Annotated in this window: 22 protein-coding genes and 1 tRNA gene; 4 read left to right on the top strand and 19 right to left on the bottom strand. The window is 72.6% G+C overall.

Annotated elements, in window-relative coordinates; genetic code table 11:
• Positions 1-160 precede the first annotated feature (160 nt).
• From ACIQPQ_RS35880 to ACIQPQ_RS35860, 5 genes are all read right to left on the bottom strand, one after another.
• On the bottom strand, positions 161-811 hold the full coding sequence (locus ACIQPQ_RS35880) for an IclR family transcriptional regulator (RefSeq protein ID WP_383779165.1): 651 nt from the start codon (positions 809-811) through the stop codon (positions 161-163).
• Between the two features lie 366 nt (positions 812-1,177).
• On the bottom strand, positions 1,178-2,971 hold the full coding sequence (locus ACIQPQ_RS35875; protein WP_401312702.1) for a DEAD/DEAH box helicase: 1,794 nt from the start codon (positions 2,969-2,971) through the stop codon (positions 1,178-1,180).
• Between the two features lie 216 nt (positions 2,972-3,187).
• Positions 3,188-4,645, bottom strand: a complete 1,458-nt coding sequence (locus tag ACIQPQ_RS35870; protein WP_401312731.1) for an MFS transporter — start codon at positions 4,643-4,645, stop codon at positions 3,188-3,190.
• A gap of 138 nt (positions 4,646-4,783) precedes the next feature.
• On the bottom strand, positions 4,784-5,383 hold the full coding sequence (locus ACIQPQ_RS35865) for an HD family hydrolase (protein ID WP_401312700.1): 600 nt from the start codon (positions 5,381-5,383) through the stop codon (positions 4,784-4,786).
• Positions 5,384-5,393: 10 nt separating this feature from the next.
• Complete coding sequence (locus tag ACIQPQ_RS35860) at positions 5,394-6,518, bottom strand: helix-turn-helix domain-containing protein (RefSeq protein WP_401312698.1); 1,125 nt, start codon at positions 6,516-6,518, stop codon at positions 5,394-5,396.
• A gap of 117 nt (positions 6,519-6,635) precedes the next feature.
• Here ACIQPQ_RS35860 and ACIQPQ_RS35855 point away from each other — a divergent pair, with 117 nt between their 5' ends.
• From ACIQPQ_RS35855 to ACIQPQ_RS35845, 3 genes are all read left to right on the top strand, one after another.
• Complete coding sequence (locus ACIQPQ_RS35855; protein WP_401312695.1) at positions 6,636-6,965, top strand: hypothetical protein; 330 nt, start codon at positions 6,636-6,638, stop codon at positions 6,963-6,965.
• Complete coding sequence (locus tag ACIQPQ_RS35850; protein ID WP_401312692.1) at positions 6,962-7,150, top strand: hypothetical protein; 189 nt, start codon at positions 6,962-6,964, stop codon at positions 7,148-7,150. The genes ACIQPQ_RS35855 and ACIQPQ_RS35850 overlap by 4 nt, the downstream gene beginning before the upstream one ends.
• 139 nt (positions 7,151-7,289) lie before the next feature.
• A tRNA-Cys gene (locus ACIQPQ_RS35845) sits at positions 7,290-7,361 on the top strand.
• 171 nt (positions 7,362-7,532) lie between these two features.
• On the opposite strand, the gene ACIQPQ_RS35840 is transcribed toward ACIQPQ_RS35845, so the two are convergent.
• From ACIQPQ_RS35840 to ACIQPQ_RS35775, 14 genes are all read right to left on the bottom strand, one after another.
• Positions 7,533-7,934 carry a hypothetical protein gene (locus ACIQPQ_RS35840; protein WP_401312689.1) on the bottom strand — a complete coding sequence of 134 codons (402 nt, stop codon included), beginning with the start codon at positions 7,932-7,934 and terminating at the stop codon, positions 7,533-7,535.
• A gap of 349 nt (positions 7,935-8,283) precedes the next feature.
• Positions 8,284-9,000: a hypothetical protein gene (locus ACIQPQ_RS35835; RefSeq protein ID WP_401312686.1), complete on the bottom strand. Its 717-nt coding sequence runs from the start codon at positions 8,998-9,000 to the stop codon at positions 8,284-8,286.
• A 503-nt stretch (positions 9,001-9,503) separates the two neighbouring features.
• Positions 9,504-11,117: an SMI1/KNR4 family protein gene (locus ACIQPQ_RS35830; RefSeq protein WP_401312683.1), complete on the bottom strand. Its 1,614-nt coding sequence runs from the start codon at positions 11,115-11,117 to the stop codon at positions 9,504-9,506.
• Positions 11,118-11,212: 95 nt separating this feature from the next.
• Positions 11,213-11,695 carry a hypothetical protein gene (locus ACIQPQ_RS35825; RefSeq protein WP_401312680.1) on the bottom strand — a complete coding sequence of 161 codons (483 nt, stop codon included), beginning with the start codon at positions 11,693-11,695 and terminating at the stop codon, positions 11,213-11,215.
• Positions 11,696-11,736: 41 nt separating this feature from the next.
• Positions 11,737-13,020: an SUKH-4 family immunity protein gene (locus tag ACIQPQ_RS35820; RefSeq protein WP_401312678.1), complete on the bottom strand. Its 1,284-nt coding sequence runs from the start codon at positions 13,018-13,020 to the stop codon at positions 11,737-11,739.
• Between the two features lie 259 nt (positions 13,021-13,279).
• Positions 13,280-15,592: a xanthine dehydrogenase family protein molybdopterin-binding subunit gene (locus tag ACIQPQ_RS35815; RefSeq protein WP_401312675.1), complete on the bottom strand. Its 2,313-nt coding sequence runs from the start codon at positions 15,590-15,592 to the stop codon at positions 13,280-13,282.
• The gene (locus tag ACIQPQ_RS35810) at positions 15,589-17,439 is read right to left on the bottom strand and encodes a (2Fe-2S)-binding protein (protein WP_401312673.1); all 1,851 of its coding nucleotides are present in this window, start codon (positions 17,437-17,439) and stop codon (positions 15,589-15,591) included. Before ACIQPQ_RS35810 ends, ACIQPQ_RS35815 begins: the two co-directional genes overlap by 4 nt.
• Entirely contained in the window at positions 17,436-18,329 is an 894-nt protein-coding gene (locus tag ACIQPQ_RS35805) for an FAD binding domain-containing protein (RefSeq protein WP_383779189.1), read from the bottom strand. The genes ACIQPQ_RS35810 and ACIQPQ_RS35805 overlap by 4 nt, the downstream gene beginning before the upstream one ends.
• 273 nt (positions 18,330-18,602) lie before the next feature.
• Entirely contained in the window at positions 18,603-20,285 is a 1,683-nt protein-coding gene (locus ACIQPQ_RS35800; protein ID WP_401312728.1) for a beta-N-acetylhexosaminidase, read from the bottom strand.
• Between the two features lie 21 nt (positions 20,286-20,306).
• Positions 20,307-21,176 (bottom strand): carbohydrate ABC transporter permease, encoded by an 870-nt coding sequence (locus ACIQPQ_RS35795; RefSeq protein WP_401312670.1) that lies wholly within the window; start codon positions 21,174-21,176, stop codon positions 20,307-20,309.
• A complete protein-coding gene (locus ACIQPQ_RS35790; protein ID WP_401312667.1) occupies positions 21,173-22,138 on the bottom strand; it encodes a carbohydrate ABC transporter permease in 966 nt (321 codons plus the stop codon). Before ACIQPQ_RS35790 ends, ACIQPQ_RS35795 begins: the two co-directional genes overlap by 4 nt.
• Positions 22,135-23,427 carry an extracellular solute-binding protein gene (locus ACIQPQ_RS35785; RefSeq protein WP_401312664.1) on the bottom strand — a complete coding sequence of 431 codons (1,293 nt, stop codon included), beginning with the start codon at positions 23,425-23,427 and terminating at the stop codon, positions 22,135-22,137. The genes ACIQPQ_RS35790 and ACIQPQ_RS35785 overlap by 4 nt, the downstream gene beginning before the upstream one ends.
• 302 nt (positions 23,428-23,729) lie before the next feature.
• Positions 23,730-24,014 (bottom strand): DUF3039 domain-containing protein, encoded by a 285-nt coding sequence (locus ACIQPQ_RS35780; RefSeq protein WP_383779195.1) that lies wholly within the window; start codon positions 24,012-24,014, stop codon positions 23,730-23,732.
• Positions 24,015-24,043: 29 nt separating this feature from the next.
• Entirely contained in the window at positions 24,044-24,616 is a 573-nt protein-coding gene (locus tag ACIQPQ_RS35775) for a YqgE/AlgH family protein (protein WP_401312661.1), read from the bottom strand.
• Between the two features lie 263 nt (positions 24,617-24,879).
• Here ACIQPQ_RS35775 and murA point away from each other — a divergent pair, with 263 nt between their 5' ends.
• On the top strand, positions 24,880-26,226 hold the full coding sequence (murA, locus tag ACIQPQ_RS35770) for a UDP-N-acetylglucosamine 1-carboxyvinyltransferase (protein ID WP_383779198.1): 1,347 nt from the start codon (positions 24,880-24,882) through the stop codon (positions 26,224-26,226).
• The last annotated feature ends 163 nt before the right edge of the window (positions 26,227-26,389 follow it).

Here is a 26,389-nt window from a genome sequence, read left to right as displayed (position 1 = left end):
CAATGTACGCGAGGGGTTCCGGCCCCGGCGCCGGGGGCGGACAGCGTACGCCGAGCCGCGCGGCGGGCGACCGGGGGGCGTGCGCCGACGGTGCCGCGGGCCGGTGGCGGGCGGCGCCCCGTACCGGCCGGCCGGCCTGCCTGCCTGCCCGTCACCGCGGCTACCGCAGGGCTTCCGCGACCTCCCGTGCCGCGTGCATGACCCGCTCCCCCACCCGCTCCGGCACCGCGTCGCTCAGCATGACGACGCCGACGCTGCCCTCGACGCCCGTCACCCCGATCAGCGGCGCCGCGGCCCCGCTGGCGCCCGCCTCCAGTTCGCCGTGCGTCAGCGTGTAGCCGGGGTGCTGCGCGGCGGAGGAGGTCCGCTGCCGCGCGGAGAGGATCGCCCGGCCCGCCGCGCCCCGGTCCAGCGGATGCCGGAACCCGGCCCGGTAGGCCACGTGGTAGTCGGTCCAGGTCGGCTCGACCACGGCGACCGCGAGCGCCTCGGAGCCGTCGACCAGGGTGAGGTGGGCGGTCGCCCCGATGTCCTCGGCCAGCGACCGCAGCGCGGGCAGCGCCGCCTCCCGTACGAGCGGATGCACCTGGCGGCCCAGCCGCAGCACCCCGAGCCCGACCCGGGCCCGCCCGCCGAGGTCACGGCGGACCAGCGCGTGCTGTTCCAGCGTGGCGAGGAGGCGGTAGACGACCGTCCGGTTCACCCCCAGCTTGTGGGACAGCTCGGTGACGGTCAGCCCGTGGTCCGTGTCGGCCAGCAGCTTGAGGACCTTGAGTCCCCGGTCGAGCGTCTGGGAGGTCTCCGCGGTCACGACGCCCACTCCTTCAGTGGTGAGGTCGGCGGCCATCGTCGCGGCGGGTGCGTCACCGAGTCCCGTCAGTGACGCGCGTCAGAGGCCGCCGTTCGGCAGAGACCCGGCGTTGTCCGGGTCTGGTCGCTTCACGGCTGCGCTCCGCGGCGGCGCTGCCACGGGGCGTGTGCGTAGCGGGACATTAGCGAAACGGGTTCGCTCAGCGGAAGGCTCCGTCCAGAATCCGGTCAAGGACAGGTACGGACTACTTGCGTTTGTACCGATACGTACAGTGCGCGCAGCGGCCCCGGCCGCCCCGTCGGCCCCACCTGTCACAGGCGGGGGCCGACCGGCTCCGGGGATCACGGCGTGACGGCCCCGACGGGGTCACGTCATCCGGGTCGCCCACTCCTGGACCTTGGTGATGCGCTGCCGCAGCTGCCCCGCCGTCGCCTCCGCGCTCGGCGGACCGCCGCAGGCCCGGCGCAGCTCGGTGTGGATCACGCCGTGCGGCTTGCCGCTCTGGTGGACGTAGGCGCCGACCATCGTGTTGAGCTGGCGGCGCAGCTCCATCAGCTCCTTGTGGGAGACGACGGGCCGCCGCTCGGCGGGCAGCTCCAGCAGGTCGGCCTCGTCGTCGGGCTTCTTGCGGCTGTGCGCGATCTGCTTGGCCTGCCGCTTCTGCAGGAGGAGCTGCACCTGCTCGGGTTCGAGGAGGCCGGGGATGCCGAGGTAGTCCCGCTCCTCCTCGCTGCCGGGGTGGGCCTGCATGCCGAACTCGGCGCCGTTGTACATGACCCGGTCGAAGACGGCGTCGGACTCCAGCGCCTCGAAGGGCAGCATGTCCTGGTCGCCGGTGTCCTCGTCCTGCTGCTTCTCGGCCTCCTGGAGGAGCTTGTCCTCCTCCGCGTACGGGTCCTCCTCGCCGTCCTTCTTCGGCTTGTCGAGGACGTGGTCGCGCTCGACCTCCATCTCGTTGGCGAAGCCGAGCAGGTCGGGGACGGTCGGCAGGAAGACGGAGGCGGTCTCGCCGCGCCGCCGGGACCGTACGAAGCGGCCGACGGCCTGCGCGAAGAACAGCGGGGTGGAGATCGTGGTGGCGTACACGCCGACGGCGAGGCGGGGCACGTCGACGCCCTCGGACACCATGCGGACGGCGACCATCCACCGGTCGGTGGAGGCGCTGAACTCGTCGATCCGGTTCGAGGCGCCGGTGTCGTCGGAGAGGACGAGGGTGGCCTTGCTGCCGGTGATCTCCCGGATCAGCTTGGCGTAGGCGCGGGCCGACTCCTGGTCGGAGGCGATGACGAGGGCGCCCGCGTCGGGGATGGCCTTGCGGACCTCGGTGAGCCGCTGGTCGGCGGCGCGCAGCACGCTCGGCATCCACTCGCCGCGCGCGTCCAGCGCCGTCCGCCACGCCTGGCTGACCGCGTCCTTCGTCATCGGCTCGCCGAGCCGGGCGGCGATCTCGTCGCCCGCCTTGGTCCGCCAGCGCATGTTGCCGCTGTAGGAGAGGAAGATCACCGGCCGCACGACGCCGTCGGCGAGCGCGGAGCCGTAGCCGTACGTGTAGTCGGCGGACGAGCGGCGGATGCCGTCGTTTCCCTCCTCGTACGATACGAAGGGGATGGGGTTGGTGTCGGAGCGGAACGGGGTGCCGGTGAGGGCGAGACGGCGGGTGGCCGGCTCGAACGCCTCCAGGCAGGCCTCGCCCCAGGACTTGCTGTCCCCGGCGTGGTGGATCTCGTCGAGGATGACGAGGGTCTTGCGCTGCTCGGAGCGGTTGCGGTGCAGCATCGGGCGGACGCCGACGCCCGCGTAGGTCACGGCGACGCCGTGGTAGTCCTTGCTGAGCGGGCCCGCGCTGTACTCGGGGTCCAGCCTGATCCCTATCCGCGCCGCCGCCTCCGCCCACTGCTTCTTCAGGTGCTCGGTGGGCGCGACCACGGTCACCTGCTGCACGACGTGGTGGTGCAGCAGCCAGGACGCGAGCGTCAGCGCGAACGTCGTCTTCCCGGCGCCCGGGGTGGCGACGGCGAGGAAGTCGCGGGGCTGCTCCTGGACGTACCGCTCCATCGCGCCCTGCTGCCAGGCGCGCAGCTTGCCGGCGGTACCCCAGGGGGCCCGGCCGGGGAAGGCGGGAGAGAGGTGGTGGGAGGTGGAGGCGGCGGTGGTAGTCACGGTCTCCGGTTCGTCGGTCGTTCGGCACGGCCGCGGACGAGGGCCCGGGGACGGCGCGTACGACGGCGTACGGCGTCGGTGGCCTCGGCACGGCTGTGTGGACATCGGCACGGCCGTGCGCGCCAGGGGCACGGCTGTGTATGACAACCGGGCCACCCTACCGGCGGCCTCCGGCCGGGCACGCGCGAACGAGGCCGCGTCGCCCCCGGGTGGGACTCACGTCACAGCCGCCGCGGCCGTCGCGGGCTGCCGCAGCCGGGTCGTCACCCAGGCCCCCACCAGGGCGACCACGGCCATCGGCAGGAAGACGGCGGCGAACGCGACCGGATGGGCGCCGTGCGCGGCGTCCCCGGTGGCGTGGGCGACGGTCCCGCCGCCGAGCGCGGCGAAGGCGGCGCCGCCGGTGGCGAGCAGCAGGATGTTGGCGAGGCCGTCGGAGATCTGCAGCGCGGCCGAGTTGGTCCCGGCCTCCTCGGGCGCGGACAGCTGGAGCAGCAGCACACTGGTGGAGGAGATCACCAGCCCCATCCCGAAGCAGCCGAACCCCCAGGCCACGGCCACCGTCCACACCGGTACGGCGGGGATCAGCACGCTCGGCGCGGCGGCGATCGCGGCGGCCACCAGCACCATCCCGGACGTCATCAGCCGGTCCCGGTACGGCTCGACGCGCGGCCGGGACTGCACCCAGGAGCCCAGCGCCCAGGTGGCGCCGCCCGCGGCGAGGGAGAACCCGGCGAGGGTGGGACTGAGGCCGCGCTGGGTGACCAGCATCAGCGGGACGAAGGACTCGGCGGCGATGAACGACCCGGCGGCGACCCCGCGCAGCAGCACCACCGACGGCAGCCCGCGGGCGGCCCGCCAGGTGCCGGGCGGCAGCAGCCCGCGCACGGCGGGCACGAGGAGCGCGACGCCCGCGGCGGCGGGCAGCACGGACCAGGGGCGCAGGTCCTGGGCGGCGTACTGGAGCAGCCCGGCGCCGCAGGAGATGCCGAGCGCGAGCCGGATGCGCCGCCGGTCGACGGATGCCCCGGCGCCGCCCTTGACCGGTCCCCCGGCCCGCCGCCGTATCTGCGGCAGCGCGAGCGCGAGCGGCAGCAGCACCAGGACGGGGGTGCCGAGGAACACCCACCGCCACCCGAGGCGTTCGGTGACGGCCCCGGCCGCCAGCGGCCCCACCACGGACGGCACCACCCAGCTCGCCGCGAACGCCGCCATGATCGCGGGCCGCAGCCGCTCGGGGTAGGCACGGCCGACGACGACGTACAGCGCGACGATCACCAGCCCGCCGCCGAACCCCTGCACGGCCCGCCCGAGGATGAACAGCCACATCGCGCCCGCGGTCCCCGACAGCACCAGCCCCACCGCGAACGCCCCGATCCCGCAGGTCAACGCCCCGAGCGGCCCCCGCCGGTCGGACCACTGCCCCGCCAGCACCATCCCGAACAGACTGGTGGTGAAGTACCCGGAGAACGCGAACGCGTACAACGCGACCCCGTCCAGCTCCCGCGCCGCCACCGGCATCGCCGTCCCGACAGCCGTCGCCTCGAAGGCGATCAGCAACACGACGGAGACGACACCGATGCTGAGGGCACGGTGGGGCCGGGAGAGAACGGAGTCACCGGAGCCGCTGGGGCTGTCCGGACAGGAGCCGGAGACACCGGCTCGGACCTGCATGTCGTCGGGGGTTTCGGGGGCGGGCATACCCGCCAGGGTAAGGGCCGTATCACCGGATGACCCCTGTCGGAAGTCGCCAAGGGCATGGTCCGATGGTCGTAGGCCACTCGCCGGCCGAACGGCCGCCGGGCGGCCGGGTCAGCGCGGCCGCTCTCCGGGCCGGGGCTGCTCTCCGAGGACGGCGCGCAGCCAGTCGAGGGGGTCCATGCCGAGCAGCCGGTCGGCGAGGGCGGCTCCGCTGGGGGTGGCGATGCGGCGGCGGCTGTTGTCGATCCACCGTTGTGCCAGGGCGTACCCCTGGGCCCGGTACTCGATCCCTTGCAGCAGGCACTCCAGTTTGTCGGCGTCGCGGGCGCAGCGGGCCTCGTCGGACTCCTTGTCCTCGTACTCCCCGACGACGTCCCGGATCACCGCTGCGAGCGCCTCGGGCATCCCGGCGACCTGGTCGGCGGTGACGGCCCGCGGATCGGCCGAACCCTGGTACTTCTTCCCCAGGTGGTTGACGTCCCCGGTCCGGGGCTCCTGGGAGTCGTGCCAGACGGCGAGGAGAGCGGCACGAGCGGGGTCGGCGCCTTCGAGCGTGGCGATGACGGAGGCGAGAAGAGCGGTCCGCCAGGAGTGCTCGGCGACACTCTCGGGGTCCCGCACCCCGGCCATCCACCAGCCGGTACGACGGGCCGCCTTGAGCGTCCCGGCCTCGAACAGGAACCTGGCGACGGGGGTCAACTCGTCGGACACGGTGCTCCTCTCATGCCTCAGCGAGGCGTAACGCGTACCTGATGCTCTCCAGTTCGCGGCGCGCGCGGGCGGAGATCTCGCGGCTATCCAACATCACAGGCAGCCTGGCGCGCAGTGCGCGCGTCGCGGTCCCGGACCGGACCAGGTTGGGGCGGATGCCGAGAAGAGCCCACAGGGTGCGGATGTTGAGGTCGACGTATCCGTGTTCCGGCGACAGTCCCTGTACAAGGTGGGCGAGCAGCTTGTGGCCGGACCAGACGTCTGGCGTACGTGAGGCGATGAAGTCGTCCGACAGCTCCAGATGCGCCATCTCACCGAGCCAGTAGGCCCAGTAGTTCAGGTTGGCGGCCTCACCGGCTTCGTCGGCGAGTGCGGTGTCGATGAAGTAGCTCATCCGGTCGCGATCACCCTGGCGGCCCGCGACGGCCGCGACGGAGCGCGAGTTGAGCCAATCGGTGAGCCAGTCGCTCGGCCGCTCTGTCGCCTGCTGGTGAGCGAGCCAGTCCGGGGTGTCGGCCTCGTTGTCGTACCCAGCCAGGTAGAGAGCCTGTCGCCGGAGAAGGAACTGGCCTGGCTTCTGCGCGCGTTCAGCTGTGTCACGCATCCGTTCGAAGAACCGGCGGCGGTCGTCGGCGGAGATCTCGGGAACCGTCGGTACGGGTCTGCGGCGCGACTTGGGGGGCGCGGGCAGGTCTCGTACGGCCTGAGGGGGAACGCCGGTGAGAGGCCACGCAAGTACGCCGACCAGGTCGCGCTGCATGACCCAGGCGCCTAGGGGTGACTCGTCGACAGCGGTCCCGTCGGCCAGTGCACTGGCCAGGAGCGCGTCGGCCTCTATCGCACGCTCAAGCGCTTGGAGCAGTGCCGGGAGAGTACCCATCCGCATGAGGCGATGCCGTTGGACGAGCATCTGACCGACGGACACGGCGGTCAGCGGCCGACGGCCGGACTCCCACCCTGAAATCGTGTCGACGGACACGCGCAGCTGCTCCGCCATGGCGTCCTGGGTGTGCCCCAACTGCTCGCGGATCAGCCGGAACGTGTACCCGGAGACGATCCCGGCACAGTGCCGTGAGAGCGAACCCTGACCACTGGTCGGGGTTCTTCTCTGACTCGATGGCATGTCACTCACCATTCGCCGCTTGGACCGCGCCAACCCGTACGGGCAGTCACTTCAGGGGACATACGCCCGTCTCTACCGTTCACGTAGTCACCTGGATTCAGAGCGTAAGCGTATAGGGATGGTGCAATCGTGGATGCCGATCTGCAGACGAGCACCCGGGACGCCTTGGCGGCCATCGGCTTGCCGGCCCGGCAGGACCTCGACGACGCCCGACAACGAGGCAGGGTCTGCCTCTGGTGTGCGGCAGAGCTGACCGGCGGATCCGCCGTCGACCTCGGCCAGCAGACGGACTCCTCGGGGAGGCACTGGTTCCCACGCGCCTGTCGACGTGACGCCGCGGCCCGCGCCAAGACCGCGCTCTTCGACCACGTCGGCATCTGCGAGCAGTGCACCTACGGCTCCGACCTGTGCGAGGTCGGCCGGGTTCTGTACCGACTCATCCGACAGGAGTGGCGATGATCTGCGCCCGCTGCGACCGCCCCATCGTGGGCGAGCCCGTGATCTTCTCTCCGGAGATCGGCTCGGGCGTCGCCCCCGAGGTGCTGCTGTGCCCGGAGTACTGCCGCCCGGCAGGGCAACGGCAGCCCAAACAGAGGCCCGCCGCCCTCAGCACCGACAGCCCCCGCCCCCGGCCGCGGCGGTAGCGCCCGCCCCCCCCGTTCATGAACGGCATATGGCAGTCGGATTGCAGCCCCCACGCCTCCCTTGAGCCCCCCACCACCCCCGCCCTACTGTCGAACCACAACGTCCGACCAGGCCCCCGGGCCCGACCGGACCGGCACCGGCCGTGTGCCCGAGTGGTTTAGGGACTCGCCTGCAAAGCGAGTTACGTGGGTTCGATTCCCGCCACGGCCTCTGTTCGCCACCGAGCGAAAAAGTGGGCGGCACCCCCAACAGGTGCCGCCCTCTCTGTTTCTCCGTCTCGCTCGGGGTCCTCCCTGGCGCTGCCGCTGCAGATCGTGATCTTGTTCGCGAACGGCTGGCCGCCGAGCGCCGCGCGTGTGCCGAGGTGGCTGGCTCAGCGGATCAACGGGCGGGGCGGATGACAGTGATGTCGACAGCACCGGGATCCGGTCCGGGCGAGTCCACTGCGACGCGCACGTTGAACTCGCCGCGGTCGCCCACTCGATGCACGAAGCGTGTCAGCTGCTCGACATCACCGACTGCGATGCGGCCGTCGGACAGCAGGAGGGAGCCATTGAAGATCGTGGTGAAATCCGGGTCGGGCCCTGCGGCCGCTGGCGCTTGAGGCTGCACGAAGAGACGCACTTTGATCAGTCCCCTCTGAGCGCGAACCCGAACAGCCACGTGGGTGTCACAGCTGGACGCAGCGGCGGCCTCCAGGGCGAGTGAGACTGGAACCCAGTCAGTCGCTCCCAGGTGCAGCACGGGGTGATTCACATAGATGTCGAGTCCGGCGACCTGCACGGTGCTCCTCTGCTCGCAACTACGAGCGGCCACCGTTGGCCATCGGTGTGAAGGCAAACGATCACGCGGTGGCCACGGGTCACAGCGTAGAGCCTGCCCGCCGGCAGAAGGAGTTCGGTGCCCTTATGGGACGCATAGCCGGTCGTTGCACCAGGATTGAGCGCCTGCGCCGAGCCGGGCGGTGGGTGCTCGGAGTGCTGTCGAACGCGCTGCGTCAGAACTGCTGGAGCATCGCCGGGCAAGATGGCGTGACCGGAGACGGGGAGCGCACGATCTTCAGCCCGATCGGGCCGCACTCCCGTGTCAAGAAGAGGATCACTCGACGGTGACGCCTCCGTACTCGCAGTGGTCAATTCGATTTCGGAAGCTCGGCGATCCGTGCCCAGACCCGGAGTAGGCGTCTTGCAGCAGGACCCACTTCGCTGCTGGGCCAACCAAAATGATCATAGAGCCGATCTAGCATCCTGAAGACGGCGAGAGGGGTCCCCCCAAGGTCGGCCGCGGTCTGCTGTGCAGTGGATTCGATACTTCCGAAGGAGTCGCCGTGCGTGCGGTCGAGCAGAGCACCTTGACTTTTCAGGTACTGCATCATGCCGTGTTGCCGACCGTGAGAAACGGCGGACATCGTCTGGTAAGACACCGTCCCGAGCCCGCCACCTTGGCCAATCAGAGCCTCAACCAGGTCAGTGGCTCCGACGTTTCTTGTCACACCCGGTCCGGCGATGAAGGGAGGGCGTTTCTCGTCCTTGACCCGTGGTGTGAGCCCTTGGCGTCTAGCTGACTCGATGACAGTCTTCATGCGGCCGTCGAGATGATCGATAGCTGCCTGCATCGTCGTGGAAGTTGTCCTACGCGCCGCTTCTGCAATCCGCTTCTGCTCCCACAAGGACGCCAGGCGGTCACTCTCGTGCCGACGGATGCGTTCCAGTGGCATGAGGCCAGGTTCGAGCAGGTAGTAGCTTCTCGAGGCAACCTCGATCGTGCTGCGTGCGAGCGACGAGGGACCGTAGACGCACACCGGCTTGTGTGTCCGCAGCAAAATCGACAAGCCCGCCAGATGATCCATTGCCACTCTCGCCAATTGCAGGCCCCCCATGTTTGCGTTGCGAGATGGCGCCACGGCCCAGTCATCAGCGAAAGGCTCACCGATGACTTCTAGGGCAGCTGGCGATCCAGGCAGGAAACCCAAGTGGGTATCGCAGTCTCGCGCAAAAGGTTCACATACCAAAGTTAGAGCGTTGGCTAGATCGCCCCATGGATCTGATGACATGACTGCACGGTACGGGTCTCCAACCCTGCGAGCGTATTGATTTACATGGTTCGTCACCGACCTGGGACAACGTGCCCCCTGGATTGCATTACAGGCTGTGCAAGCCGAGTACCGGTGGCTGCATCTGGAGAAGGCATGTGCCGTGACTCCGTCTCATTTTCCGTCTCGTTCGTGACTGTAGGCACCCGGTGAGAGCCATGCGCAAGGCACTCCCGCCACGGCCTCCGACTGCCTGACAGGGCGGCACCCGCACGCACGGGTGTCGCCCCGCTGTCGTGTCCAGGTGCCGTCTGTGCGGGTTAGGCGCCTGCCGGGGCCCGGAGCGCTGCCAGGTAGTGGTGGCCCTCCGCTCGGGCGGACTGCCAGTCGGGCCAGCGGGTGGGGGCGGCCAGGGTGAGGAGGGGGAAGACGTCTCCTGTGCGGTCGAGTGCCGCTGCCAGGGCGCACGCGCGGTCGGTGAGGGGGCCCGCGGGTGGGGCGTCGTCCAGGTCGCGGGCCATGGTCACCGTGCGGAGGGCGCGGAGCAGGGTGACCATGGCCGCCGCTCGGGTCGGCGGGGTGGAGAGGTCCGAGGTCAGGAGGTCGTCCAGGGCGGCCGGGGTGAGGGGCAGCGTGGCCGTGGCGAGGAGGGGGGTCAGCCGGGTCGCGTCCGTCGGGGGGAGGTGGGTGAGGAGGCGGGTGCGCTGGGGCGGGGTCAGGCGGGTCAGGGCGTCCAGGGCCGTCCAGAGGCCGAGGGGGGTGTAGAGGCGGCTCGGGGGTGCGTCGGGGGCGGGAGCGGGGGGCGGCGCGTCGAGCATCGTCGCCGCCAGGGTGATGTTCAGCGCGCTGCGTTCGGCCTCGGGGAACGCCTGCCGCTCGTGGGTGAGGAGGTCCGTCCAGCGGCCGGCGAGGGTCAGGGCGACGGACACGCTCGCGGGGTTGTTCAGCAGGGCCTCGGAGAGCTGGACGACGCGGGCCGTGGCCGCCGGGTCGGGGGCGGGGGCCAGGAGGGCGTCGCGGACGAGGCCGGTGACGTACGGGCCGAAACCGCCGTACCGGTGGCCGCGCGGGAAGCCGAAGTCGTGCGGGGTGCGCAGGCGTTCGGCGGCTTCGAGGAGCGCGGGGAGGTCGAGGGCGTCGCACGCGCGCTCGGCCTCGGCCAGGCGGACGCGGTGGCGCAGGACGGTGAGGGTGAGGTCGAGGAAGTCACCGGGCGCCGGGTCCGGGACGCCGTCCGGGAGGGCGGGGAACCACGGGAGGTCTGCCAGCGGCAGCCATTCGTCCGCGTCGCAGAAGGAGTCCAGGGTGTAGCGGGCGTAGGACTCGTCGGTGTCGTCGGCGAGGTGGATGAGGCCGCCGTCGTAGCCGAAGCTGTCGAACCACACGGTGCCCGACCAGGGGCCGTTGAGGACCAGGCGGGCCAGGAAGTGGCTGCGGGTGGCGCCCAGGGTGAGGGTGCCGTCGGAGTACTCCGTGCCGGGCGGGAGGTCGCGGAAGGCGGTGCGCGGGTCGTCGAACTGGCCGTAGAACTCGCCCGGACCGTCCGCGAAGAAGTCGCCGTTGCCCTCCTGCGCCTCCCATTCGGTGATCTCGCGCTCGCTGCCCGCCCACGGGGCGTCGAGGGGGAACGGTTCGGCGGAGCGGGGTTCCGGCTGGTCGGCCAGGGGCTGAGCGGCGTACGCCATCAGCAGGTTGCCGGGGTCGCCGAACTCCAGGAGAAAACGGCGGTAGTTCTCGGGCAGGCGCAGTCCCGCCCGCCGCTCCAGGGCCACCACCTCCGCCTCCGGTACGGGCGAGGGGTCGTAGTCCCAGGCCTTGCCGTTGCCCGGCCGCAACGCCGCCCACCGCGCGAGCAGTTCCCGGACACGGGTCAGCCGCCGCCCGATCCGCTCGTCGTCCAGCGGCCGTCGCGCCCCCGACTCCCCCACCACCATCGATCCCCCAGCCCTCGGCTTCGTCCGCGTTCTCCACGGCACCCTAGACGTCCCCTACGACACCGCTGTCCCGGCGCCCGTCGAGCACGGCCGGGTCACCCCCCGTCCCGTTCCGGCCACGGTGTGCCCAGGTCGCGGCGCATCGCTGTCTGGGCCTTCTCCGTGGCCCTGAGGTAGGCGCCGACGTGGGTGCGGAACTCCGGGGTGTCGGGGCCCGCGCCGGAGGCGACCGTGTCGCGGAGGTCGCGGGCGCGCCAGAAGGCCTCGTTGGTGGGGTCCATGACGTCCCAGGGGGCGATCAGGGCGAGTTCGTAGCGGAGGGGGTAGAGCTGGGCGGCGGTGAAGATCTCGTGGGCCGCCGTGCTGGTCTCCTCCGGAGGGCGGGTCGCGCGAGCGGTCTCGTGGAGCCGGCTGTAGACGTCCGACAGGGCGCCCATGAACGCCGCGTACGCCTGCCGTCGGCTGTCGCGGTCCTGCGCCTGCCGTTCGCGGCGCCAGCGGAAACGGTCCGCGAGGAGGGTGGAGCCGACGCCGATCACCGCGCCGATCAAGGTGTTCACAGGGGCCAGCCAGTCCATGACGGGACCCTAGAGCGCACCACCCCTCCGCTGTCGGGGAGTTACGCGAACAGGCCGCCGCCCGCCTCGTCCTCGAACATCTCCGGCCAGTAGCGCCAGCCGTCGTCCGTGGGGGTGCGCGGGGTGGGGTCGCAGGCCATGGGGTCCAGGGCGGCCAGGGTGCGGGTCATCGTCGCGGCGAGCTGGTCGTAGGCCTCCGTCAGGTCGTGCTCGGCGTCCAGGGTGTGCTCGCGGCGGATCAGCCAGAGGGTGAACGCCAGCGTCGAGATGTCGGCGTTCAGCGGGCGCAGCGCGGCGTCCGGCTCGGACCAGGCGAGGACGGCGCCCGTGGTGCCGTCCAGGACCAGGCTGGTGTCCTCCACCAGATGACCGAGGCGGATCAGTCTCTCCGCGCCCTCCGGAAGCGGGGCGTCCGACTCGGCGGAGTCCTCGCCCGTGTCGGCCCGGTGCTCGGCCAGGGTCGGCAGCGGTACGTCCGTGTCGAGGGAGAACCACACGCACTCCTCCGGCAGGCCCGTCTCGCGCAGGAAGCGGCGGGTCGGCTCGTGGACGAGCGCGGACGGGAAGTCGACCTCCTCGAAGCGGACGATCGCGCCGGTCTCGAACTCCTCGTCCAGCAGCCGGGGCGGCAGGTCCAGGGCCAGGCCGGAGCGGGTGCCGGGGCCCGCCATCAGCGCCAGCGGGCGGATCACCGCGGCCAGCTTCCAGAACGGCGGCACCTCGCCGTCGGCGCCCGCCTCGTAGAGCGCGAGCAGGTCACCGGAGGCCTCGGCCACCGCCTCCGGGCCGTACCTTCCCGCGTAGGCCGCGAACTGGCCGCGCAGCGCCGCCAGTTCGTCGGCGGCCGTGGCGAAGCGGACCAGCTTCTCCAGGGACGGCGCGAAGGGGCGGCGGTCCATCAGGTCGAGGCGGTCGTGGAAGAAGTACGTCGTGGTGATCTCGCCGGTGGCGCCGTCCAGCAGCACCGACTCGGTCTCGGGGCCCTCGCCGCCGAGGAGGCCGCCGATGACGAGCTGGTCGCGCAGGTCGGCGGGGAGGCGGTCGGCGGTGTCGCCGGTGGAGTCCGCGACCGTCCGCAGGCCGGTCGCGCGCAGCGTCTCGAACGTCACCAGCCCGCCGACGTCGGGGAGTCCGGGGCCGGTCAGCCAGCGGCGCGTCGGCACGTGCGTGACGTACGGGTCGAGCTGGGCCTCGGTCAGGGTGAACGTCACCGGCGTGCCGAGGGTGGCGGTCGTCCCGCCGGTCGTGTGCGCCGCGTCCGTGCCGTGCGTACGACTCGTGCTGTGCGTATGGCTCGTGCTGTTCGTGCCGCTGGTCGTGCTCATCGGTCGGTCCCCCGTGCGTGAAGTTCGCCGTCCCACTGCTGCGCACATTACGCGGCACCACTGACAACGGCCCTCGTGAGGAAGGACGGACGGCCGGGGCCGCGCGTTCCCGTCCCGCGCAGGATCACCCGACCGGTGTCACCCGCCGTCGACGACCGGGTGTCCGGCCGGAGGCGGGGGCGTGACACCCCGGTGCGGCGCCCGCCCGCGCCCACTCCGCCCGCCCGCGCCCACGCGCCCGTACGCGTCGACGCGGCCCCTACTGCCCGCCCGTCACCACCGCCGCCTGCGGCCTTATCGGCAGCCGGTTGACGGGGCGGCCGGTCGCCGCGCGCACCGCGGACGCGATCGCCGCCGGGGACGTCACGACCGGCACCGCGCTGACCGCCTTCGCGCCGAACGGCGCGACCACGTCCCGCTCCTCGACCAGCTTGACGATGCGGATGTCGGGCGCGTCCAGCGCGGTCGGCAGGGCGTAGCCGGTGAGGTCGGGGTGGCGGACCAGGCCGCGCGGGGTGCGGAGGTTCTCGGTGAGGGCGATGCCGACGCCCTGGGTGACGCCCGCCTCGATGCGCGCGTTGAGCTGCGCCGGGTTGAGGACGCGGCCGACGTCCTGGGCGACCGCCAGCTCCACCACGCGCACCGAGCCCAGCTCGATGTCGACGTCGACGACCGCGCGGATCGCGCAGAAGGCGAGGCCGACGAACGCGTCGCCCTGACCGGCGCCGTCCAGCGGCTCGGTGGGGTGCGGGCGGCACTGCGCGGTGGCCCACAGCTCCTTGCCGTGGAGTTCCTCGGCGACGGTGGTCGACAGGACGCCGTCGTACGAGGTGATCTTGCCGTCGGTGATCTGGAGCAGTTCGGTGGACATGCCGAACTTGTGGGCCAGCGGCTGGAGGAGCTGGGTGCGGACCATCTTGGCGGCGCGTTCGACGGCGCCGCCGGAGACCCAGGTGTGCCGGCCGCGGCAGCCGGGCCCGGCCGGGGGCTGGTCGGTGTCGACGGGCGCGACGTGCACCTCGTCGATGCCCAGGGTCTCCTGGACGATCTGGCGGGCGAGGGTGGTGAAGCCCTGGCCGCTCTCGACGGCCGCGCAGAGCACGGTGGCGACGCCGTCCTGGACCTTCACGGTGGCCGTGGACACCTCGTCGGCGCCCTCCGCGCCGAGCATGTGGACCATGCCGAGTCCGTAGCCGACGCCCCGGCGGACCGCGCCGGGTTCGCCCGCGCCCTCGGGGCCGCCGGGCAGCAGCCAGTCCTCCTCGGGGGTGTCCTTGGGGAGGGCGGGCAACGGGAAGTCCTGGACGGCCTGGAGGAGTTCGGCGACCGGCGCCGGGCAGGTCACGGTCTGCCCGGTGGGCAGGACGTCGCCGGTGGCCATGGCGTTGCGCAGCCGTACCTCGGCCGGGTCGAGGCCGAGCTTCTTGGCGAGCTTGTCCATCTGGGCCTCGTAGGCGGCGCACACCTGGAGGGCGCCCTCGCCGCGCACATGGCCGGACGGGGGGTTGTTGGTGCGGACGGCCCAGCCCTCGATGAAGGCGTTCGGCACGACGTAGGGGCCGCAGGCGAAGGAGACGGCGGCGGCGAGGGCCTCGGCGGAGGTGTCGGCGTACGCGCCCGCGTCGAGGAGGATCTGCGCCTCGACCTTGACGAGGCGGCCCTCGGCGTCGGCGTGGTGGCGGTAGCGCAGCAGGGTGGGGTGGCGGTGGGCGTGGCCGAGGAAGGACTCCTCGCGCGTGGCGGTGAGTTTCACCGGGCAGCCGGTGCGCAGGGCGAGCAGGCCGAGGGGGAGCTGGAAGCCCTGGTCCTCGCGGTCGGCGGTGGCGCCGGGGACCCCGGTGACGACGATCTTGACCCGCTCGGGTTCCAGGCCGTAGCAGGCGGCGGCGGTGTCGCGGTCGGTGTGCGGGTCGGTGGAGGCGAGGTACAGCTCGACGCCGCCGTCGGGGCGGGGCACGGCGAGTCCGGCCTCGGCGCCGATGGGGGCGGGGTCGGCGCGGCCGATGCGGTACTGGCCCTCGACGACGACCTCGCCCGCGGCGGACGGGTCGCCGTGGTGCAGCGGGATGTGCCGGATCAGGTTGCCGTCGGGGTGCAGGGCGTCGGCCTCGAAGGCGCGTTCGGGGTCGATGACGGGGTCAAGGATCTCGTACTCGACGATGACGGCGGCGGCGGCCATGCGCGCGGTGTCGGGGTGGTCGGCGGCGACGGCGGCGATGGGCTCGCCGTGGTGGCGTACGACCTCGGAGGCGAACACCGGGCGGTCGGCGCGCCCGCGGCCGTGCAGGGCGCGGCCGGGGACGTCCTCGTGGGTGACGACGGCGCGGACGCCGGGCATCTCGCGCGCGTGCGACGTGTCGATGGAGACGATGCGCGCGTGCGCGTGCGGGGAGCGCAGGACGGCCGCCCAGAGCAGGCCCTCGGCCCACAGGTCGGCCGCGTAGGGGAAGGTGCCCTCGGTCTTGGCGCGGGCGTCGGCGGGCTGGAGGGACGCGCCGAGGCCGTGCGGGATCGGCTCGGGGGCCGGGGCGGCCTCCGCGGGATCGGTCGCGGTGGCTGCGTCGTGGGTCACGCCTGGCCTCCGTCCTGGCCGTACGCCGGGTCGTGCGGGTGGGGCTGCGCGGGGTTGTCGAACGCGGACGGGTGGACGCCTCCGGCGCCGGGGCCCGCCTGGTGGGGAATACGTGCCTCGTCGCCCTCCGACTCGGTGTCGGCGGCGGAATGCGCCTCGCGTTCGGCGACGACGTCCTGGACGGCGCGCAGGACGCCCCGGTAGCCGGAGCAGCGGCACAGGTTGCCGCAGAGGGCCTGGCGGGTCTCCAGCTCGGTGGGGGCGGGGTTGCCCTCCAGGAGGTCGTGCACGGTCATCGCCATGCCGGGCACGCAGAAGCCGCACTGCACGGCGCCGCAGCGGGCGAGCGCGCGCTGCACGTCCGAGGGCTGCCCGTCGACGGCCAGGCCCTCGACGGTGCGGATCTCGCTGCCCGCGGTGGTCACGGCGGGCACCAGGCAGGACGCGACGAGGCGACCGTCGACCTGGACGTTGCACGCGCCGCACTCGCCCTGCGAGCAGCCGTCCTTGGCGCCCGCGAGGCCGAGCCGCTCGCGCAGCACGTAGAGCAGGGACTCGCCGATCCAGGCGTCGGTCACCGGCCGGTCGGAGCCGTTGACGCGCAGCACGTAGGAGGCGAGGGGGTGTTCGTCGTGGAGGGGGACGGGCTCCGGGTCCGGCGCCGGGTCCGTCTCGGCAGCGTCGGCGTCGGGCGCCTCGGAGTCCGCGGGGCGGTCGTCCGTACGGTCGTCCACGCGCGTGGACGTGGCGTCGGCGGTGGCGTCCGCGGCGTCGGCGGGCGCCTCGGTGCCGTCGGCGCCGGTGCCGTCCTCCGTCCCGGCGGCCTCGTCGGCCGCGGCGGGCTCCTGGCGGTCCGCCGCGGGCACGGCGGCGGCCTCGGGCTCCCCGGCGGCCTCCTCGCCCTCCGGCGCGGCCGGGGGGGCCGCCACGGCCTCGGAAGGCTCCTCGTACGGGTCCTCGTAGGGCTGCTCCGGAGCGTCTTCGTACGCCCGCCCGGCCCCGCCGTAGGACCGCGCCGCGTCATCGTCGTAGGACCGCGCCGCGTCGTCGTAGGACCGCTGTCCGGGCTCGTCGTCATACGACCGCTGTCCGGGCTCGTCCTCGTACGACCGGCCGGGCCCGTCCTCGTAGGGGCGTCGTCCCGGCTCGTCGTCGTACGGGGGCTGTCCGTGGCCGTAGGCGGACGGGGCGTCGGCCGGGGGGGCCTCGGCGGGGGCGTGAGCCGCGAGCGCCGCGCCCGCGCCGTCCGTGTCCTGGCCCCAGGGCGGCGCGTCGGGGGCCGGTCCGTGCGCCCAGGGCGCGGCGGCGCCGCCGGGGAGGGTGGCCGGCGGGGTGCCGCCCCACTGCTCGACCAGCGAGGACGTGGTGAACTCGCCGGACTCGTCGGGGAGGTCGCCGCCCACCACCGGGATCGACCACTGGCCGGTCACGTCGTGCCCCGGCCCGGCGGCGGGCGGATGCTGCGCGGGACCCGCGGGTCCCCCGGCGCCGGTGCCGGTGTCCTCGAAGGCCCACTGCCCGGTCGCGCCCGGGTGGTACGTGAAGCGGTCGTCGCCGGCCGAGTGGCCGCCCGCGGGCGCGGGCCACTCGGTGCCGCCCGCCGGGGGCGCCCAGGCGCCCTCGGGGCCCGGGTCGACGCCCTCGTACGCGGTCTCGATCCGGGGCGGCACGTAGCCGTGTCCGGGGGCGGCCAGGGGGTCCTGGCCGCGTGCGGCGAGGAGGGCGTCGATGCCGCCCTCGGGGAGCTTCACGAAGGCGGTGGCGCCGTCGTCGTAGTCGCCCTGCGGCAGCGGGTCCCAGCGGCCGCCGCCCGGCGGCGTGCCCTGTCCGTGCTGGTCGTCGGTCACGACAGCGCCCTCCCCAGTGCTCGTCGGGCCAGTGCGGCGACGGTGCGCCGCAGGTGCAGTACGGCGGGCGGCAGCGGCGGCACCGAGCCGTCCTCGGCGGGCACCGCGTCGGGGATGCAGGCCGCGGCGACGTACTCGCCGAAGGCGTTCAGCGCCTCGGGGACGATGGCGCGGCCGTTGTCCCAGTCGATGAGGCGGGCCACCCACTGCTCGGCCTCCAGGGGCCGCAGCGGCATCGGCGCTATGGCGCCCACCGCGCAGCGCACGCCGCGCCGGGCCGGGTCGAGGACCAGGGCGACCGAGGCGACGGCCCGGCCGGGGCCGGTGCGGCCGGTGGCCTTGAGGAAGACCTGCGGGGCGTGCAGCAGGGGCACGCGCACGTAGCCGATCAGTTCGCCGCCGCGGAGCATCTCCATGCCCGCCAGCAGGTGCGAGACCGGGATCTCGCGGCGGGCCCCGCCGGGTCCGGCGACGACGAGGGTGGCCTCCAGGGCGGCCAGCACGGGCAGCGCGTCGCCCGTGGGGGCGGCGGAGGCGATGTTGCCGCCGAGGGTGCCCGCGTTGCGGATGTGCGGCGGTCCGGCGGCGCGCGCGGACGCGGCGAGCGCCGGGATGAGGGCGGCGAAGTCGGGGCGGCCCATGCGCGCGTGGGTCAGTCCCGCGCCGAGCAGGGCGTGGCCGTCCTGGTACTGCCAGCCGCGGATCTCGCTGATCCGGCCGAGGCCGACCAGGGCGGTGGGCCGCAGCTGGCCCGAGTTCACGGCGGCCATCAGGTCGGTGCCGCCCGCCACGGGCACGGCGGCGGGCAGCGCGGTCAGCGCCGCCACGGCCTCGTCCAGCGTCGTGGGCAGCGTGACGGCCTGCCCCGCCTGCGGTGCGTGCGTGGTCAAAACCGGCTGCCCCTTCCCGCTGCCCCACCTGGTCCCAGCTGGTCCCCCCTGTGCTGCCGTACGGTACGTGCTGACGGGGCGGACGTGGCAACTCTGGCACATCTTCGCAAGCCCCGAACGCAGGGGTCCGCTAGGAGGCATTCGCCCGTTTCCCCAGGCAGATGGTCCGTTTTCGCACCCCATCAGCCGTGTGTACGGATTGCCGCCCTTGAGTGAACCTGCCGGTTTTCTCCGTGAGATGCCTTACGGGGCGTACGAGGCGCCGCCCCCGTGTCACCGGTTCGGGGGCGCCCCCTCGATCGGCCGGCCCGGGAGGCCGGGGCGGCGCTGCCAGGGGCGGGGGCCGGACGGCGGGCGGTAGCCGACCCCGAGGGCGTCGAGGCGGCCGTAGTGGGCGGTCATGCGGCGGGCGAATCCGGCGAAGTCCCGTTCCGCCGGGGCGGGCAGGAGGCTCCAGGCGACCTCGGCGAAGGCGGCGAGCCGGGGGAAGGCCTGGTAGTCGACGCGCGCGGCGTCCTCCATGACCTCGGTCCACAGGTTGGCCTGGGTGCCCAGCACGCGCGCGGCCTCCCGCGGCGTCAACTCCGGTGGAACGGGCTCGAAGCGGTAGACGTCCTCCAGGGTGCGCACGTAACCGATCGGCACCGGCTCGTCGGGGCCGCCGTCCTGACGGTGGTCCAGGTACACCTGCTGCTCGGGGCACATGACGACGTCGTGTCCCGCGCGCGCGGCGGCGATCCCGCCCGCGTAGCCCCGCCAGGACGACACGGCGGCGCCGTCGGCGAGCCCGCCCTCCAGGATCTCGTCCCAGCCGATCAGGCGCCGCCCGCGCGCGGCGAGCCAGGTGTCGAAGTGGCGGACGAACCAGGACTGCAGCTCGTCCTCGTCGGCGAGGCCGAGTGCGGCGATCCGGGCCTGCGCGGTGGGCGAGGCCCGCCACTGGTCCTTGGGGCACTCGTCGCCGCCGATGTGCACGAACTCCGCCGGGAACACCTCCAGGACCTCCTCGAACACCCCCTCGTAGAACCGCAGGACGGCGTCGGTCGGGGCGAGGACGTTCGGGTTGACGCCCCAGGTGTCCCAGACGCCGAGGGCGGCGGTGTCGACGACGTCGGTGTTGCCGAGTTCGGGGTAGGCGGCGATCGCGGCCTGCGAGTGGCCCGGTACGTCGATCTCGGGGACGACGGTGATGTGCCGGGCGGCGGCGTAGGCGACGATCTCACGGAGGTCGTCGCGGGTGTAGAAGCCGCCGTGCGGACGGTCGTCCCAGAGCGGGGAGGCGCGGTGGCCGGATTTGGTGCGTGCCCGCCAGGAGCCGACCTCGGTCAGGCGCGGGTAGCGCGCGATCTCGATCCGCCAGCCCTGGTCGTCGGTCAGATGCAGGTGCAGGACGTTGAGTTTGTGCGTGGCCATCAGGTCGAGGAAGCGCAGCACGCCGTCCTTGGGCAGGAAGTGCCGGGCCACGTCGAGCAGCACCCCGCGCCAGCCGAACCGGGGGGCGTCCTCGACCGACCCGGCCGGCACCACGGGGGCGGCGCCGGGCCGCACGGGCGCCCGCCGGAAGGCGTCCGGGCCGAGGAGCTGACGCAGCGTCTGGGCGCCCCAGAAGACCCCGGCCGCGTCGCCGCCCCGGATCTCCACGCCGCCCCCGGCGCTCACGTCGAGGCGGTACGCCTCCGCGCCGAGCGAGCCGTCCACGGCCAGCCGCACCGCACCCCCCTCCGGCGCCGAAGCCCCCGGGCCGCCGGAGGCGCCCGCGGCCACCGGCGGCAGGGACAGCCCGTACGCCGCCCCCAGCGTCGCCCGCAGCCAGCGTTCGGCGGTGCCGGTGCCGGGGCCCGCCGACAGCGCGGTGTCCGCGCCGAGGGCGAATCCGGGGCGCCCCGACGGCTCCCGCACGGACCGGGGCGCCGGAACGATGTCGGTCGCAGAAGTCACGGCCGTCCGTCCTTTCAGTTCAGGTCAGTTCAGTTCAGGTCAGTCCTTCACCGCGCCGCCCAGTCCGGAGACCAGACGCCGCTGCACGAGCACGAAGAACACCAGGACCGGAACGGTCATCACCGTGGAACCGGCCATCACCCCGCCCCAGTCGGGATCGTCGGGTTTGTAGAACACCAGCAGCGCCATCGGGAGGGTCGACTGCGAGGTGTCGCTGATGATGAACGACTTGGCGAACAGGAAGTCGTTCCAGGCGGAGATGAAGGAGAACACGCTCGTCGCCACCAGACCGGGCAGCACCAGCGGGAAAAGGATCTGCCAGAGAAAACGCGCGCGACTGGCCCCGTCCAGGTAGGCGGCCTCCTCCAGGGCCTCCGGGACGCCTTTCACGAATCCCCTCAGCATCCAGATCGCGAACGGCAGCGAGAACGCGATGTGCGGCAGGATCAGCGCGCCCAGGGTGTTCAGCTGACCGGCGTCGCGCATGACGAAGAACAACGGGATGGTGAGCGCTTCCACCGGCACCATCTGCGCGATGAGGAACATGATGAGGAGGGTCGTGCGGAACCGGAAGCGGAAGCGCGCGACGGCGGTCGCGGCGAGAAACGCGATGAGCGCCGACGCGATCACCACGGTGCCCGCGACGATCAGGCTGTTGAGGAAGTAGCGGCCGAATTCCTGCTGGCCGAACACCCGGCGGAACGAGTCCAGTGACGGCGCCGTCGTCCACGGCCGGGGCGTCCCGGACTCGATCTCCCCGGCGGGCTTGAACGCGCCGAGCACCATCCAGTACAGCGGGAACGCGACCAGCGCGGCGATCAGCAGGGCGCCCGCGTCGGCGGCGGCCCGCCAGGGGCGGCGCGGGACGAGACCGCCCGGCAGCGCCTGAAGAGGCTTCGGGAGCTTCACAGTTCCTCCCCCTGACGGCGCAGCAGCCGCAGGTAGACCAGCGTGGCGGTGAGCAGGATCAGCAGCATCACGACGCCGATGGCCGCGCCGAGTCCGTACTGCGAGGAGGCGAACGCCTGCTGGTAGGCGTACACGTTGAGGACCAGGTTCTGGCCCGCGATGCCGCCGCCGCCCGTCATGACGTAGATCTGCGTGAAGACCTTGAAGTCCCAGATGACCGACTGGATGGTGACGACCACCAGGATCGGGCGGAGCATCGGGGCGAGGACGGAGCGCCAGATCCGCCACTGCGACGCGCCGTCCAGGGCGGCGGCCTCCAGCACCTCGGAGGGCACGGCGCGGATGCCCGCGTAGACCGTCACCATCACGAACGGGAAGGAGCACCAGACCACTTCGAGCAGGACCAGGAAGAAGGCGCTGTAGCGGCCGTAGGTCCACGAGTGGTCGCCGAGGCCGAGGACCCGGTTGACGGGGCCGAAGTCGGGGTCGAAGAGGAACAGCCAGACCGTGGAGCCGGTGACCGCCGGGGTGGCCCAGGCGCCGAGCGCGGCCAGCATCAGCGCCAGCCGGGGCACCGCCCGTACGCGGGTGAGGAGCACGGCGAGGGCGCAGCCGACGGCGAGGGTGGAGACCACGCAGGCCGCCGCGAAGACGACGGTGGCGAGCAGGACCTGCCAGAAGGCGTCGTCGGCGAAGACGTCGGCGTAGTTGCCGAAGCCCCGGAAGACGGTGGGTTCGCCACCGCTGACCTGGGCCTGGGTGTAGCGGAACAGCGAGATCAGGCCGAGCTGGTAGACCGGGTAGGCGAGCAGGGCGGCGAGGACGACCAGGGCGGGGGCGAGGTAGAGCCAGGGCGTCCAGCCGCCGCCCCCGAGCGGGCGCGGGGCGCGGCGCGCGAGTCCGCGCCCCGCCCGCGCCCGCCCGCCGGGGGTCTTCGTGAGCCCGGTGGGGAGCGTGCTCATCCGGCGGAGCCGAACGCCGCGTCCATCTTCTGCGCCGCGTCACCGGCCGCCGCGGCGACGTCCTTGCGGCCGCTGACGACCTCCTGGAACATCGTCGGCAGCACCAGCTGGGAGTCGATCTGCGCCCAGGCGGGCGAGGCCGGGACGAACTTGGTGCCCGCGGCGAGCGTCTCGACGAACGGCTTCACGTACGGCTTGCGGGAGGCCGCCTCGGCGCGCACGTCGGTGAAGGTCGGCAGGAAGCCCATCGCGTCGAACAGCTCCGCCTGCGTCTTCTTCGCGGCCAGGGCCTCCATGAGCTGCACGGCGAGGGTGCGGTGCGAGGTGCTCTTGAGGACGCCGACGTTGTTGCCGCCCGCGAAGGCGGGCGCGACCGAGCCGGGTTCGACGCCGGGCAGCGGGACGACCGCGTACTTGCCCTTGACCTTGCCCGCCTCGACGGCCGCGTGGCTGAAGTCGCCGCCGATGGCCATGCCCGCCTTGCCCGCGGCGAACGCGGTGACGGTGTCGTTGCCGCCCATCCCCGCGCACTTGGCGGCCGGACAGTTGTCGTCGCCGAAGAGCGAGGTGTACGCCTCGATGCCCTTTTGGGCGTCGGCGCTGTCGAGGGCGGAGGCGTACGAGCCGTTCTTGCCGGTGGCGAGTTCGCCGCCGTGCGCCCACACGAACGGCATCGCGCCGTACGTGTAGGCGCCGCCGACGACCAGGCCGTACAGGTCGGGCTTCGCGGCGCGGACCGCGCGGGCGGTGGTGGCGAGTTCGGCGAGCGACTTCGGGGGCTTCAGGCCGAGTTCGGCGAAGAGGTCGGTGCGGTAGTAGAGGGCGCGGACGCCGACGTAGAGGGGCGCCCCGTAGACCTTGCCGTCGACGGTGACGGACTGGCGGGCGGTGGGATCGGTGCTTCTGGAGTCGGGCCAGGCGGCGAAGTCCTTGGTGACGTCGAGGAGTCCGCCGTCCTTCACGTAGCCCGCGGTGTCGGTGTTGCCGAACTCCATGACGTCGGGCGCCGACTTCGGGTCGTTGAAGGCCGCCTTGACGCGCTGGGCGCGGGTGTCGACGGGGATGTACTCGACCTTGACGTCGGTGCCCTCGTGGGCCTTCTCGAAGTCGGCGACGACGCCGTCGACGACCTTCTGCTTGGGGTCGTTGCCGACCTCCTGGAACAGCCAGACGCGGAGCGTGCCGCTCTTCTCGTCCTTGTCGGAGGAGGAGTTGGCTGAGGTCTGGGGCGCGCACGCAGCGGTCACCAGGACGGTCACCAGGGCGGCGAGGCGGACGGACGGCTTCATACGGACGTACCTCCGAGCAGGCGTTGCAACATGCGCAATGACGGTTTCGCTGTGCACAACACCGGGAGGCTATGGAGTGGACGAACGCCGCCACAAGAGGCACCCGAGAGGTCTCCACCACCTTGTGACCGTCAGACGCACTCCGTGCAACGCGCGGGCCCCGAAACGCCCCGGAAGCCCCCGGAAGTCCCCCGAAGGCCGGAGAAAGACCGCAGAACGGCGCGAAGGCCCCCGAGACGCCTGGAATCGCGTCTCGGGGGCCTTCGCGCCGTCACACCGGCGGGGCCGCGGACCTCAGCGGGTCACGCGCCGTCCTTGCCGCCCTTGTCGTCACCGTCGGAGCCCATGGACTCGTAGATCTCCTTGCACATGGGGCAGACCGGGTACTTCTTGGGGTCGCGGCCGGGCACCCACACCTTGCCGCACAGCGCGACGACGGGGGTCCCGTCGAGCGCGCTCGCCATGATCTTGTCCTTCTGGACGTAGTGCGCGAAGCGCTCGTGGTCACCGTCACCGTGCGACACCTGCGGCGTCGGCTCTACGAGGGTCCCCGTACCGGTGCCGCGCTCGGGCTCAAGAGTGCTCATGCGCCCAAGGGTACTGAAACGCCCGCGCATCAGTTGAGCGAAGGGTCGTCCGGGTAGGTGGCCACCATCGCCAGCTCGTTGCGCTGGCGGCGCAGCACCTCGCGCCAGAGCCGTTCGGGCGACGGCGAGGACACGTCGCCGGGCTCGGACTCCACCACGTACCAGGCGCCGTCGACCAGCTCGTCCTCCAACTGGCCCGGCCCCCAGCCCGCGTACCCGGCGAAGATCCGCAGCGAGCCGAGCGCCGCGGCGAGCAGCTCCGGCGGCGCCTCCAGGTCGACCAGGCCGATCGCGCCGTGCACCCGGCGCCAGCCCAGCGGGGCGCCCTCAGCGGCCGGACCGCCGGGGACGACGGCCACGCCGAGCGCCGAGTCGAGGGAGACCGGGCCGCCCTGGAAGACCACGCCCGGCTCCCCGGTCAGTTCCGCCCAGCCCTCCAGGATGTCGCCCACGCCCACCGGGGTGGGCCGGTTGAGGACGACACCGAGGGAGCCCTCCTCGTCGTGGTCGAGGAGGAGCACCACCGCGCGGTCGAAGTTCGGGTCCGCCAGGGCGGGGGTCGCCACGAGCAGCCGCCCTGTGAGCGAGGACACCTCGGTCATGCCAGACATGATCCCGCATCCCGCCCCGGAACGGGGAGGCGATACGGCGAGCCGGGTGAGGGGCAGGTCGGGCGCACGGGGGCGGTCCGGGCGCACGCGGGCGTCGGCGCCGGGCCCCGTCACGGGACGTACCCGGCGTGGAACCGTTCGTGTTGTGACACAGCCATGACGTGCCTGGTGCGTCCTCGGGCTTACGGGACGGGGGGCCACGGCGATTACTCTGTCTCCTCTGGCCCTGCCCCACCCCACGGAACGCGAGACACATGACCGTCAACGGCTCAGACGACGTACTGCTTGTCCACGGCGGCACCCCGCTGGAGGGCGAGATCCGGGTCCGCGGTGCGAAGAACCTCGTACCCAAGGCCATGGTCGCCGCTCTGCTGGGCAGTGCGCCGAGCCGGCTGCGCAACGTTCCGGACATCCGCGACGTGCGGGTCGTACGCGGACTGCTGCAACTGCACGGGGTGACGGTCCGTCCGGGCGAGGAGCCGGGCGAGCTGGTGCTCGACCCGACCTACGTCGAGAGCGCCAACGTCGCCGACATCGATGCCCACGCGGGCTCGTCGCGCATCCCGATCCTCTTCTGCGGCCCGCTGCTGCACCGGCTGGGCCACGCCTTCATCCCCGGTCTCGGCGGCTGCGACATCGGCGGCCGGCCGATCGACTTCCACTTCGACGTGCTGCGGCAGTTCGGCGCGAAGATCGAGAAGCGGGCCGACGGCCAGTACCTGGAGGCCCCGCAGCGGCTGCGCGGCACGAAGATCCGGCTGCCGTACCCGTCGGTCGGCGCGACCGAGCAGGTGCTGCTGACGGCCGTCCTCGCCGAGGGCGTCACGGAACTCTCGAACGCGGCCGTGGAGCCGGAGATCGAGGACCTGATCTGCGTCCTGCAGAAGATGGGCGCCATCATCGCGATGGACACCGACCGGACCATCCGGATCACCGGTGTGGACCAGCTCGGCGGCTACAACCACCGCGCCCTCTCGGACCGTCTGGAGGCCGCCTCCTGGGCGTCCGCCGCGCTCGCCACCGAGGGCGACATCTACGTCCGCGGCGCCCAGCAGCGCTCGATGATGACGTTCCTCAACACCTACCGGAAGGTCGGCGGCGCCTTCGAGATCGAGGACGAGGGCATCCGCTTCTGGCACCCGGGCGGCCAGCTGAAGTCGATCGCCCTGGAGACGGACGTCCACCCCGGTTTCCAGACCGACTGGCAGCAGCCCCTGGTCGTCGCCCTCACCCAGGCCACCGGCCTGTCCATCGTCCACGAGACGGTGTACGAGTCGCGGCTCGGCTTCACCTCCGCGCTCAACCAGATGGGCGCCCACATCCAGCTCTACCGCGAGTGCCTGGGCGGCTCGGTCTGCCGGTTCGGGCAGCGCAACTTCCTGCACTCCGCGGTCGTGTCGGGCCCGACCAAGCTCCAGGGCGCCGACCTGGTCATCCCCGACCTGCGGGGCGGCTTCTCGTACCTGATCGCCGCGCTGGCGGCCCAGGGCACCTCGCGGGTGCACGGCATCGAGCTGATCAACCGCGGCTACGAGAACTTCATGGACAAGCTCCAGGAGCTGGGCGCCAAGGTCGAGCTGCCGGGCAAGGCGCTCGGCTGACGGCCCGTCCGGCCCCGTACGCCGATGGGGCGGTCACCCGGAGTCCGGGTGACCGCCCCATCGGCGTCTCGTGCTCACCGGGCGCCGCCACGCCCTCGAAGGCGCGGGGACTGCCGGGCCGGTCTCATTCGGCCCGCAGTCGCCTCACGGCGCGCTCGGCGGA

The organism is Streptomyces sp. NPDC091281 (assembly GCF_044757425.1).
GTDB lineage: Bacteria > Actinomycetota > Actinomycetes > Streptomycetales > Streptomycetaceae > Streptomyces.
This window is presented reverse-complemented; position numbering and strand designations above follow the sequence as displayed.